General features: G+C 43.0%; 10 protein-coding genes. 5 read left to right on the forward strand and 5 right to left on the reverse strand.

The genetic code is table 11. The annotated features are described in order from the left end of the window. Position 1: 1 nt before the first annotated feature. From Xinn_RS03775 to Xinn_RS03790, 4 genes are read left to right on the forward strand one after another with little or no spacing between them, the layout of a single operon-like run. Positions 2-1,024: a ketopantoate reductase family protein gene (locus Xinn_RS03775; protein ID WP_086953849.1), complete on the forward strand. Its 1,023-nt coding sequence runs from the start codon at positions 2-4 to the stop codon at positions 1,022-1,024. Further along, entirely contained in the window at positions 1,024-2,232 is a 1,209-nt protein-coding gene (locus tag Xinn_RS03780; RefSeq protein WP_086953847.1) for an aromatic ring-hydroxylating oxygenase subunit alpha, read from the forward strand. Before Xinn_RS03775 ends, Xinn_RS03780 begins: the two co-directional genes overlap by 1 nt. Continuing rightward, complete coding sequence (locus Xinn_RS03785; RefSeq protein WP_244590125.1) at positions 2,225-5,635, forward strand: non-ribosomal peptide synthetase; 3,411 nt, start codon at positions 2,225-2,227, stop codon at positions 5,633-5,635. The genes Xinn_RS03780 and Xinn_RS03785 overlap by 8 nt, the downstream gene beginning before the upstream one ends. Before the next feature lie 23 nt (positions 5,636-5,658). Next, entirely contained in the window at positions 5,659-6,417 is a 759-nt protein-coding gene (locus Xinn_RS03790) for a thioesterase II family protein (protein WP_244590126.1), read from the forward strand. 89 nt (positions 6,418-6,506) lie between these two features. On the opposite strand, the gene emrB is transcribed toward Xinn_RS03790, so the two are convergent. The 5 genes from emrB to Xinn_RS03815 all read right to left on the reverse strand — a co-directional run bounded on the left by emrB (position 6,507) and on the right by Xinn_RS03815 (position 11,235). Then, positions 6,507-8,048 (reverse strand): multidrug efflux MFS transporter permease subunit EmrB, encoded by a 1,542-nt coding sequence (emrB, locus tag Xinn_RS03795; protein ID WP_086953846.1) that lies wholly within the window; start codon positions 8,046-8,048, stop codon positions 6,507-6,509. A gap of 15 nt (positions 8,049-8,063) precedes the next feature. Then, on the reverse strand, positions 8,064-9,260 hold the full coding sequence (emrA, locus tag Xinn_RS03800) for a multidrug efflux MFS transporter periplasmic adaptor subunit EmrA (protein ID WP_086953845.1): 1,197 nt from the start codon (positions 9,258-9,260) through the stop codon (positions 8,064-8,066). A 261-nt stretch (positions 9,261-9,521) separates the two neighbouring features. Continuing rightward, on the reverse strand, positions 9,522-10,049 hold the full coding sequence (gene mprA / locus Xinn_RS03805; protein ID WP_086953843.1) for a transcriptional repressor MprA: 528 nt from the start codon (positions 10,047-10,049) through the stop codon (positions 9,522-9,524). A gap of 129 nt (positions 10,050-10,178) precedes the next feature. Further along, entirely contained in the window at positions 10,179-10,514 is a 336-nt protein-coding gene (gene ygaH, locus Xinn_RS03810) for an L-valine transporter subunit YgaH (protein WP_086953841.1), read from the reverse strand. Next, positions 10,507-11,235 carry an AzlC family ABC transporter permease gene (locus Xinn_RS03815; RefSeq protein WP_211285998.1) on the reverse strand — a complete coding sequence of 243 codons (729 nt, stop codon included), beginning with the start codon at positions 11,233-11,235 and terminating at the stop codon, positions 10,507-10,509. Before Xinn_RS03815 ends, ygaH begins: the two co-directional genes overlap by 8 nt. A gap of 1,453 nt (positions 11,236-12,688) precedes the next feature. On the opposite strand from Xinn_RS03815, the gene Xinn_RS03820 reads away from it, so the two are divergent. Then, positions 12,689-13,162 carry a methylated-DNA--[protein]-cysteine S-methyltransferase gene (locus Xinn_RS03820; protein ID WP_086953838.1) on the forward strand — a complete coding sequence of 158 codons (474 nt, stop codon included), beginning with the start codon at positions 12,689-12,691 and terminating at the stop codon, positions 13,160-13,162. The last annotated feature ends 14 nt before the right edge of the window (positions 13,163-13,176 follow it).

Raw genomic sequence — 13,176 nt, forward strand, 5'->3', positions numbered from 1 at the left:
TATGCTCAGAATAGGCATTATCGGAACGGGGGCTGTGGCGTGTTACTTAGCCCATCAATGTAAGCAACAAGGGTGTCAGGTCTTTTTATTATCTTCACGCGGTATAAGACATCAAGAACAGTACATCAGCCAGATACAGTTGTTCGATGAGACAAAATCGGCACGGTCAGCCAGTCAGGATCTCGGCAGTATTGTTATTGATGAACATCTCACGGACTACAGTGAATTCTTGGCTAAAGAGTTCGATCAACTGTATGTGTGCAGTAAAACGGTCTCCAATCCGCATATTTGTCAGCAATTATCTCGTCATAAACGCAGCCTTCGCGGGCCGGTTATCTTATTTCAGAATGGTTTTGCCACAGAACGTCCATTCATTGATGAAGTATTGGGGGTCACGATTATTCGTGGAGTACTCAATTTTTCTGTGACTCAGCATGGCAGGCAAAAACTGAAACTGAGGTTTCTGAAAACCAGCTATCTTGGCATTCCTGAACGAGCCAGAGAACGGACAGAAGCGGACATGCTAGCGGCGTTGGATTTACTCAATCGGGCAGGCATCCCCTTCGAAGGCTGTACTGATATAGAGCATAAAACCTTTGCTAAAAATACACTGAATGCGGCGGCCTCCGTGTGTGGATTGGTCCGTTCAGGCGTGGAAACGGCGATGCGCAATAGTAGCTCCCGAACCATGATCCAGTCGATTATTGATGAATGTACCGCCATTGGTGAGAAAGCCGGATATGTTGGCGATAGTGAAAACTTCCGCCGTCAGTCAATGGGCTATCTGATGTCCATTCCTGATTTTAAATCCTCTTTGGTGCTGGATGTTTTGTACGATAAAGAAACAGAGGCAGATACCCTGCTCGCTTCCTTTATCAAACTTAGCCAAAGCGTGGATATTGCGGTGCCAAATCTGGATTTTGTTTATCGTTATTTCGATTTTTACAATACCTACGTAACCCAATCTTACATAAACCAATCTTATACATTCACGGATATGACTCTGGTCGAAGGGGATGCTTGATGAGTGATACTACAACAAGGTTACTTGACGGTGGTGAAGGCGTTCTGAATAACGTATTTTCTCCTTATGCTGATTATTTTATCGATATGAACAGTCAGCGTAATTCATTTATTGCAACACAACCTGTTGGGATCTATGAAAGTCAGATTAAGCATTACATCTGTCAGGAGTATTTTAATCACGAACAGAAAGGGCTGTGGGAAAAGATCCCGCAGTTTATAGCGCCCATTCAGGGACTGGAAAATATTGGTGATTTTATTACGGTTGATTACCAAGGGCGCGTTCCTATGATCGTGAGCAAAGTAGACAATGAGCGCTGTGCTGTATTTGAAAACGTGTGTCCACATCGGGGAGCGAGGATTGAAAGCCACACGGAAGGATGCAAAAAAGCCTTTGTTTGCCCTTATCATAGTTGGTCATTCAGCCATCAGGGGCATTTGATTGCGGCTCGCTGGCGGGAAGCATTCCCCGAAATACCTGAGCAATATTGTTCACTACATTCAATCAGAGCTCAACAAAGGTTCAGTATGTTGTGGCAAATACCGAATGATCCGAAACCTGACTTTTCACTGGATAATTGGTTTGCTGCCATTGAAGATCAAATGTCCGCTATCGGTTTTGAACAACATCAATTGCTGAATTCCCGCGAAAGAATGGTGCAGGCTAACTGGAAGCTGCTGATCGAAAACTTTATCGAATATTATCATGTCCAGTCGTTACACCAGAAAAGTCTGGCACCCACGCTGAATGGTCAATTGCATTCGCTGGATTCTTTTGCTCAGCACGGTCGTATTCTGACTCCACTGAAAAATCTGGCTAAGGTGCGTCAGCAGACACCTCATAAGATACGCAGGGAAATGGTTGCGACTTATTTACTGTTTCCTAACATCATTATCGGGGTACAGCCTTATCATGTTTTTGTCTCTTTTTACCACCCTGTCTCAGCCAACCAAACCTGCTCGAAGACCTTCAACTTTATCCATAACGGGGATGAAAAGATAAAGGAAGTATGCCAGTTAGATGTGGAATATCTGGCGGAAGCGTTAGAAGAAGATTATGAGGCCATCGAACAAGTACAGAAAAATCTGGAAATATCCAGTGCTCAGAGCTTGCTGTATGGTGAGGCAGAATCACTTATCAGCCAGTTGCACCATAACTTAGCGGCAATTTTGCACCCCAATGGCAGGGAGAAAAACAGGCATGAATAAGGTGAACGCCCCGATGCATACGGATATTGAGATGGACAGGGTTTTTGAAGTGGACAGTTTTTTGGAGACAGACAGTACTTTTGAGACAGACAGTACTTTTGAGGTTGATGAAATATGGGCATCTGCCGGTCAGCAAGATTTATGGCTGGCGGAACAGTTAACCGAAAAACAGCTCTACATTGTGCCAGTCACCTACGAGCTGGTGGGAGAGTTGGATCAGGCAAGATTATTGGACGCAATCGCTCAGACGATCCAAACCAGTGAAGCTTTCCGTACGGCATTTGTCGAAACTGAACAGGGGCTGGTGCAGCATATTTATCCTGCGATTGAGTTACCGGTTACTGTTGTGGATCTGTCGGAACCACATGATGCTTCAGATGATCATCAGCAGCCACAACTGCAACGGGCACTGGCTTATTGTCAGCGCAATCTGGAAACGCCATTTACCTTGAGCCAGCCCGGTCTGGCCCGTTTTATGTTGATCAAATTAGGCGAGCAGCACCATATTCTGCATTTTTGTCTGCATCACCTGATTTGTGACAACGATTCTGTCGCTTTAATTCTCAATAATATTGCGACTGCATACGCAGAAGAAGCGCGGCTCAGTAACAATACCGAAGCCGATATCCTCGAATACGCGGAATTTGCAGCCTGGCAGGATGAATTACTGCGTGGTGACTACCTGAACGATGATGAAGCTTATTGGCTGAGGGAATTGTCAGGAGTCGATGGCAGACTGGAATTCTCTGTCGGTAATCCTATACCGGTAAAGAATGAGCAGGGCGGTATGGTTCGGCGTTTGCTGGAACCGAATGTGGCTGACTCTTTCAATCATTGTGCCTCTGGACTGGGTATTTCATCGGCACTCGCTTACTTTACTGTTTATGCCGCGTTGTTGTACCGATTAACGGGGCAGCAAACGATTGTGTTTGGTGTTCCCACGTCTTTGCGGGATGATGAACGACTGGAAAAAACAATAGGTTACTTTATCAATGTGTTACCAATTAAAGTGATCTTCCACCCGAAAATCAGTTTTGCCGAAATTGCCGCTCAGTTGAGCAGCCAGCTTTACACGGGTATGCAACATCAGCAATGGCCTTACAGCCATATTGTGCGTAGTGTCAGCCATGCGCAGCAGATACCGCAGGCTCCGTTATTCAATGTCATGTACAACTATTTTGTCGGTCAGACAGACTGGACATTACCCGGAATGCGGGCTTATCAACATGAATTAACACCGGTCGGAGGAAAATTCCCATTAACGCTGTTTGTGGTTAATCACATTGATACTGTGGAACTCTGTTTTGAATACCAATATGCCCATGTTGCGCCAGACTATTCTGACGTATTAATCAACAGCTATCAGCGATTATGTATCGCGATGATCCTCAATGCCGATCAAGAGGTATTGGTTCAGTCTTTGCTGAGTGAGGATGAGTATCAACGCCAGGTGCTGGCATTCAATCAGACTGATATTCAGCTTCAGGATGACTTTTGCCAGCATTTCTTCCGCCAATTGAATGCTGAACCTGAGTTAACCGCCGTTGAATATCTGGCTGGGTCGCATTACGAAAAAATGAGTTATGAGAATCTATACTCTCTGAGCCAGAAAATTGCTGATGAGTTACGTCGGCATATCATTTCAGAAACGGCACAGCAGACCAGAGTTGTGATTTTCTCTGATGCCAGCCCTTTGGCACTGGCTACGATTATTGCCTGTCTGACGGAAGGTATTGTCTGGATCCCGGTCGATAGCCATTTACCTCTTAACCGTCTGTTGCTGATTATTGAGGATGCCTGTCCTGATGCGATCGTGATTGAAGAGAGTGTGTTTGAGGGAAATGTCGGAGAGGATAAAAATGCTTTGTTGGTCGCGGAGATGGCGCGCTTCAATACTCCGGTCATTGAGCTGACGCGTGAATGGGAAGTCGTGAGCAAAGACAATAACAGGAATTTTGGCTCGTTAGCCCCTAAATGGGAGCGCATTACCCGAACTGACTGCCTTTGCTACATGATTTATACCTCCGGCACGACAGGAAAACCCAAAGGCGTTGAAGTTTATCGCAAAGGGCTGAATAACTATCTCAACTGGGCAGCACAAACCTATAAGCTACCAAACGCCCGTGACTTGGGGGGGCTGGGTGTTCCTGTGACAACTTCCTTCGGCTTTGATGCCACCATCACCAGTCTGCTCTTGCCATTAGTGGCGCGAGGACATGTCATGCTGTTCTCCTCGCAAGTCAGTCAGGATAGCCGGGATGGGCCATTGTTGCGCTTATCGGAACTGAATAAACCATTGGGTTTGATGAAAACGACACCTTCACAACTGGAGCATCTGGCGCTCAGTCTGGGGCAGACATCGCTGGATGTTAAAGTCATTGTTGTCGGTGGCGAGCAGATGAGTCGCACTCATCTGGATTATCTCAACACGATTGCCCCTGAAAGTGTGTGCTTTAATGAATATGGCCCGACAGAAACCGTTGTGGGATGCTGTGTAGAGCAATTGAACATTGAGGCAGCCCCTCAAAAGGCTCAAGGTGTGTTGCCTATCGGCTCTCCCATTGCTAATACACGGATGTATGTCCTCAATGAACGGGGTTGTCATCAACCAGCCGGAGTGGTCGGTGAATTATTCATTGGTGGGGCGGGAGTCGCCAAAGGATACTGGCAACGGCCCGATTTAACGGCGGCTGTGTTTATTGAAGATACTTTCTCTCCTGTTAATGGAGAACGGTTGTATAAAACCGGTGATTTGGGTTGTTTCACTACGGATAACACACTGCTGTGTCTGGGACGGAAAGATAAGCAGATCAAACTCCGGGGCTATCGAATCGAGCCGGAAGAAATTGAATCGTGGATTAAGCAAATACCGGATATTGATAAAGCGGTGGTTGTCGTTGAGAAGCAGCCTTATGAGCGGCTTTGTGGTTATTTGGTAGCGGCTTCAGGTGTTGCAGCCAATACTCATCAACTGATTGAACGGGTCAGACAGCATCTGCAAGGTCAATTGCCGGATTATATGATCCCGACGCAATGGCAGGTAATTGAGGCTATCCCTTATACCATTAATAATAAAATTGATACTGCGGCTTTATTGACGTTAGGGCATCAAAATTCTCCTGTGGCAGAAGAGCATGCGGAATGTGAATTTAGCTCCGATATTGCCAGACAACTCGGCTCCCATTTCAGTGAGGTGCTAAATTGCAGCGCTGTTTCGCCGGAAGATAATTTCTTCGAGCTGGGAGGAGACTCTCTGATGGCGGTGCGTCTGCTGGCAAAAATTAATACCCATTTTACTATTGAGCTGAAACTCAGAGACTTTTACCAGCGCCCGTCGCTGACAAATTTGGTTGCGTTAGCTGAGGAACAGTTACGCCATCGTAATACGCATATCAGTGGGTAATTTTGGAAAAACAGGAGCATAGTTTGGCGAGTAATTTGGAACGTAATAAGTTGTTTATTATACCGAAGCCGGTTAATAGCCCGAGGCTGAGAATATTCTGTTTTCCCTATGCCGGGGGATCGGCCAAGACATATCTTGATTGGGCTGAACATTTTACGGATGACATTGAAATTGTTGCTGTACAACCGCCGGGGCGAACAACCCGGCTTGATGAAGCGCCGTATGAAAATTTGTATTTGCTGATAAATGAGTTAATGACTTATAGGGCATTTATCACTCAGGTTCCGTATGCGTTCATCGGGCACAGTCTGGGCTGTCGGATGGCATTTGAACTTGCCTGCAAATTGCAATCCGGCGGTTATCCGGCTCCTGTACATTTCTTTGCATCAGGCTGTACAGCCCCGCATTTGAGGCATCATTTCCCGGATACTCATGACTTGCCTCACGATGAATTTATCCACGAGTTACGGAAAATGAATGGCACGACAGATGAAGTCCTGCAACATAGCGAGCTTATGGATTTCTTGCTGCCGCTTTTAAGAGCTGACTTTAAAATGGCTGAAACTTATCAGGCAAAACCGTGCCTGCTGAAAAGCCCGATAACGGCTTTACGCGGAGATTCTGACCCGGACATTAAACCGATTGAACTTTATGCCTGGTCAGAATTATCCAGCGAAGGTTTAACTGTACAATCTATTCCGGGCGGTCATTTTTTTATCGACCAGAACAAAGAAAAAGTTATTGAAGTTGTATCTGCGTTACTGACTAAAGAACCCGAATGATATCGGGTTCCTCCGCTTAAAGAATCATCTGCGATTATCGGAAAAATTATTGCCGAAAATATGAACTTCACCAGCATCATAAAATCAGCTTAGTGCGCTCCGCCGCCACCGTGTGTCTCCGCTCCAAAAGGTGGTTTTGCTGCCCAGACCAGTAACATCAGAATCAGGAAGATAACGGCTGAAATCCAAAAAATCTCATTCGCTGAAATGATTAATCCCTGATGAGTGATCTCTTTTGCCAGATAGGCTGCAATTTGTTGATCATTCATTCCCAATTGCGAGAGTTGCTGATGAATCTGCTGATAATTGGGATTATATGGGTTAATTTGCTCGGTAAAGTTTGCATGGTGCATCGATTCACGCTGTGTCCACAGTGTGGTTGTGATTGATGTGCCTATTGAGCCTGATAGTATGCGGGTAAAGTTTGACAGACTGGAAGCGGACGCCATGCGTTCAGGCCCTAAGCCTGACAAAGTAATGGTTGTCAGCGGCATGAAGAAGCAGGCCATCGCAAGACCCTGTAAAAATTGAGGCCACGCCGCAGCGGCAAAATCCATTCCTGGTTCGAACGTATATGCCCGCCAGTAAAAACAGATGGTATAAACAATGAAGCTGAAAGTGACGAGCACACGCATATCAACTTTATGGCCATATTTACCGAATAGAGGGGACAGTAACAGGGGAAGTAATCCCACCGGTGCCGCTGCAAAACCGGCCCATGTTGCGGTATAGCCAAACACTTCCTGTAGTAGCTGTGGCAGCAGAACGATGCAGCCGAAGTACAGCATAAAGGCGAGGCTGATAGACAGCGTTCCGATAGTAAAATTACGCTCTTTGAACAATGAAAGATCGATTATGGGGTTATCGTCGGTTAATTCCCATATGACCAATAGTGATAATGAAATAACGGCGATGGTCGCCAGAACAATAATTTCAGTCGAGTTGAACCAATCCAGCTCCTTACCCTGATCAAGCATGATTTGTAAGCAGCCGACGCCCGCAATGAGTAAAACTAACCCTACTGTATCAATCGGTTTAATTTCAGTTTGGGTTTCCCGGCCCCGCAGGAGCTTCATGGTGACAAAAATAATCCCGATACCAAGAGGGACGTTAATAAAGAAAATCCAGCCCCAGTGATAATTATCACTGATATAACCGCCCAGAATAGGGCCGCAGATGGGAGCGACCACCACCATAACCGACCAGAGTGCCAGCGCCATATTCCGTTTGGCAGGCGGGTAGTTATTCAATAACAGACTTTGGCATAGCGGAAGAACCGGCCCCGCAACTAACCCCTGAATAACGCGGAAGGCGATTAACATCTCAAGGCTGTTGGAGATCCCGCATAACCATGAAGAAAGGGTGAAAAGTGCGGTAGACCAGATGAACAGCCTGACTTCCCCTAAGCGTTTTGCCAGCCAGCCGGTAATCGGAATGGAGATGGCGTTTGCAACACCAAAGGAGGTGATAACCCATGTTCCCTGGGAGTTTGATGCCCCTAAATTCCCCGCAATTGTTGGTATGGCAACATTGGCAATGGTCGAATCCAGAACCAGCATGAAAGTAGCCATTGCGAGAGAAATGGTCAGTAACGCTAGTTTTGTGCCTGTAAATGGTGCTTGTGTTACCATGACTCCGCCTTATAATTAATTCTTTAAGTTACTATTAATGATGTCGGTAACTATTTTGTTTGCAGGGGACATGTCTATCGTCAGAGCATTTGTGTGATAGGCCGGATTAATACGTTTAGTGGTGGATAGGGCCGTCCCGTTGGTGTCTGCTGTATCGACGGTGGTTTTTGTTGACAGCCCGATACGCAGAGGGTGGTTTATCAGATCTTTTGGGTCAATCTCAATGCGGACAGGCAGGCGCTGGACAACTTTGATCCAGTTTCCACTGGCGTTTTGAGCGGGTAGCAGAGAAAATGCACTGCCTGTTCCCATATCAAGCCCAACAACTTTTCCTGTATACACGATACTATCACCGTAAAAATCGGTGATGATTTTTGCTGGTTGCCCAATGCGCATCGCGGCAAGCTGTGTTTCTTTGAAGTTAGCTTCAATCCACATATCGGTGGCCGGTACGATAGCCATTAAAGGCGTACCTGTATTGATACGAGAGCCTACTTGTACATTGCGGCGTGAAACATACCCATCTACAGGGCTGACAATTTTGGTTCTCTGTAAATTCAGCCAGGCATCACGAACATCAGAGGCGGCTTTTTCCACTGCGGGCTGCTTTTCCAGTGGTGTATGCAAAATAACAGCCTGATTACTATTGTATTGTTCAATCGCGACTTTTAAATCCGCCTGAGCAAGCGCTACAGTTTCATAAGCATGTTGCAGCTCTTCTTTACCAATAGCTTCCCGGTTACCCAGTATTTTTCTGCGGTCAAAATCATGCTGTGCTTTTCTGAGGGCAATTTTTTTCTGTGCAATGATTGCCTGATATTTTTCACTATCAACTATCTGTTGCTGAGTGTTCCGAACCGTAATGGCGAGTGCATTCTGTGCCTTTGTCAACGCCAGTTCCGCATCTTTAGGATCGAGCTGAACCAGAACACTACCACTTTTCACAAAATCGGTATTATCAAAATAGACGGTGGTAACACTGCCAGCAATCTGAGGCATGATCTGTATCTGATTGCCTGTGACATAGGCGTTGTCCGTTTCCTGATAGTGACGCGAGAAGATATACCAGTAAATGGCGTAAATTACTCCGATGATGAGAAAGAATAAACAAGTTAAAATTAATGCCTTGCTGCGATAACGTTTTTTGCTTTCCTTATTTTTCTTAGGATGACTTGAAGTTGGTGGTACTGGATTTTCCTCACTAGAACTCATAGTGAATCTCCGTATTTTTCTGTTTATGTTGTTATACGAGCGACATGAATGTCATAAAAATCACTCAATTCCAGTAGTGTAGATGACACTACTGGAAAAGATAGACTATATGGATTTGATTATCATCAGAGGATAACTGTTAGCCATATGAGGTATCAAATGATACTGGCTAGCGGAAAAGTTTTTTTAGGTCATATTGCCATAATGTGATTTTTTCTGACTCAGTACTATTCAGGGAAAAGTCATTTCATGTAAAAACAATCACTTTTTCAAACAATCCCCAATATTATCCAACTGTGCCAATAATTTTCTCATCAAATTCTCTAATTGTTTCTGTTCCTCCAGATCAAGGGCAGACCAAAGTTTAATCAGGCACTCATGCTGAGGCGGGAGTAAACTATTCAAAAAAATTGTACCTTTTTCTGTCAGATGAAGATGGAGACAACGGCGGTCGTTGTGACTCTCCTTTCTTTCTATCCAGCCTTGCTTCTCTAATTCATCAGCAATTCGAGTTGCGTTTGTACGAGAAGAACCCAACGCTGCACTAAGTTCTGATGGCTGAATGCTGCGACTTTCTTTGGTATCCAGGATCATCAGTGCCATAAACAAGGTTTCGTTGATTCCTTGAGCTCTCAGCATGTTATTTCTATTTTCCAGCATCTTACTCTGGACATGCATCGATAAGCGAGTCAGTAATATCTCTTGATAGGGCAAACTTTTGTTCAACTCTTTTTGCTGTGCAACACGGCAATTAAGCAACTCTTCTGTGGGAGTGAATGAACTTTCCATTGTTTAGATACCTTATTAGTTTCAACCGGTAAAGTAACGTCTGTTAAAAACCATACAAATACTATATTAAAAGTTAAATTTAGCAATTATAGTTATTTATTATCATCATATTTCTTTTAATATTGATACCTAATTCATAAATACTTTGAATGTTAAGCCGAAAATGGCTGCTCCGGACAGTGTAGAGATGATAATGCTACGTGTCTTATAGAAGCATAAACCAATAGCCAGACAGCCTAAAAGCGTAGGAATAAATTTATTATGTGCCCGCATCACGTCAGGAATTCCTGCAACGATGAGGAGCGAACAAATTGATGCCACACCAATACTGTCCAATATGACCCCTATACTTCCCACTTTTGTTCCGGGATAACGATTAGAGCCAAAGGACAGCGGCAGGTAGCGGAATAAGAAGTTAGCTATCCCTACAACCATTCCGATTATGAGTATTTTATGATCAATCATGAGATGCTTTTTTCCTTACCTGCGCAGTATGATCCTGTACAAGGGCGCCTAAGCAACCACCAACAATTCCAGCCAAGATGGCGACAGGAATGGAAAAAAGCATGACACCTGTTAATGCACCTGTCAGAGCAACAATAACGCAGTAACTATTTTGTTTTTTGAAGGAAGAAAGCAGGAAACTTAAAAACAGAGCCGGTAACATGAAAGTCATTGCCGCTTCAACAGCGGGGTACGACTCCAGATAGCCATTGCCCAAAAGTGCACCAGCGACTGTACCCAATACCCATGACAGCCAGGAACACATTGCAATGGCGACCATCCAGTTTTCGCTCCAGCTACGCTGGTCTTTTATTAATTTTGTTGTGGCTGCGGCGAAAATTTCATCGGTTAACCCGAACGCCCAAATAACGGTTTTCTTCTTGGATAGCTTTTGATTGAGCCGATGGCGTAAGGCAGGGCCATACAGAATATGGCGTATATCCATTGCCATAACAGTCAGGGCTGCAACCCATAATGATGTTCCGGCACTGAGCAATGCAGTGATGACAAATTGACTTGCACCTGCATAGATGACACACGAAAAAAATATTGCTTCGAGAGGAGAAAAACCCAATTTGACTGCACTTAGACCAAAAGCGAAAGAGATGGGAATATAGCCGATAACAATGGGAAGACTATCAAAAACACCCTCAATAAATGAGGCTCTTTTGCCTGTTATCATGTGGTCATTTATCGGCGCGTTAGAACTTAAGCTATCGGGCACAGGTGTATCAGGTATCGACATAGGGTAATTTATTTTTTTTGTTAACAGGTAAAACAACACTAACAAAATATAATAAAAGTGAAAATATGAAATGTCTAAATTATTTAATAAATATTATTTAGAACAATGAGTTTGATCCAATAAATGGAGTAATTAGGAATATGGGTGTTGATTTGTTAATAAATTTATGTATGGCAGTGAAAGAGAACAGAGTGACGGGGTTTTTGCTCTGTGGTTTTTTGATTGCCCTGAATGTTCTTAATCTGATCGCATTGAGCGTTATCCGAACAGGTGTTCAGTGCCATAATTTTTCTGCATCATCATGAATCACTTCTTTTCTGCCTGCTTTTTTGTTGGTTACTGCATTTTTCCATCAATACCTGTCCACTGATTATATTTTTTGTCGTATTTAAATATTGGCATGAGTACAAATTCATCTGACTGGAAATTATACTGATTTTATTTAAAAAATTTATCGTGATTGGTTATCTTAAATTATCCAACTATCTTACCTATTGGTATTTTTCTGAATTTTGAGCTGTTTTATCAGGCGATTATGAAGGTGTAAACCCTGTTTTTTTGTAAATATTCAGCGAGATTGCAATAAATTAATAACCTGTTTTGAGTGATCATTGAATACTTTATATCGATTGTTAACTTTAGGCTTAATTGTCATGTAATAAATATTTAACTTTGTGAAATGGTATATTCTCTTTAATGGCTTCATCCGGATAAATTTTCCAAGCTATATACCGAAGAGCTGAGTTATGTTGACAAACTATTGTTTATAATTGTTAATCAAAAGATAATCTGTTTTGTAGATAACTGTTTGCATTTTAGACTTTATTTGAATCTTTCATTATCAGTAGTGCTATTTAATAGAAAGGTTCATTGATGTTATGACTATGGCGAGAAATAAACCCTCAGAAATTTTGCTTTTTGGGAGGAAGATATACTTTGAAATTTATTTGATATCGCCGTCAGATGAAAAGTGTTTGCGTCTGATTTTCGATGAGTATAACTACCGGATATCCAATGGTGTTTGCCATAAATTATCACTCTTCTGGTAAAATTCTTTATTGGTACGGGTGCTTATTGAAGAATAAAAAAGAGTATTGAAGCATTACACTTTGATAATCTCTTTATGAGACCGTTGCTATATATGGTATTTGTTTTTATGTTTATATCAATATATGGTGTTTTTATCTTTTTTGAATGTGTGTTATTAAAAGTAAGGTATTATATCTTATTGGCAATCCTCTGATTTTTATTATCAGTGGGCGGTATGGTTTCTTTATCAAATTGTCAGATGTGTAATTGAATTCATCATTGCAACTTGATGGAAGAGAGCTTTAGGCTAGTATGGAAATAATACAAAAATTATTAACAATAAATTAAATGGAGGTAGTTTATGTATCACCATTACCTGAATACTCCAGAAGGTTTTCCTAAACCTTATGTACACGTCACTGCTAATGATGAAGGAGTTACTAGTATTTATTTTGTTAATGAAAAGAAAGAATTAGAATCTAAAAATGCGATAACTAAGCAGTGTGTAAAAGAGCTACAGGAATATTTTAAAGGAAAGCGGGTTACATTTACGGTTCCTTTAAGTATGCAGGGAACTGAATTTCAGCAGCGGGTATGGCAACAGCTCTGTAATATCCCATTTGGTGAGATGTGGAGTTACAAACAATTAGCACTCACATTGGGTTCGGTAAATTATTGTCGTGCCGTTGGTATGGCGAACTCGCGTAATCCTATTTCATTGATTGTCCCCTGTCATCGGGTAATTGGGCATGATGGTAAGTTAGTCGGATATACAGGCGGGCTGAATATTAAGGAATGGCTGCTGGAACACGAGAAGAAAAAAGGTAAAAAGTAAACAAATCTAAAATG

The sequence above is a fragment of the Xenorhabdus innexi genome (assembly GCF_002632485.1).
GTDB lineage: Bacteria > Pseudomonadota > Gammaproteobacteria > Enterobacterales > Enterobacteriaceae > Xenorhabdus > Xenorhabdus innexi.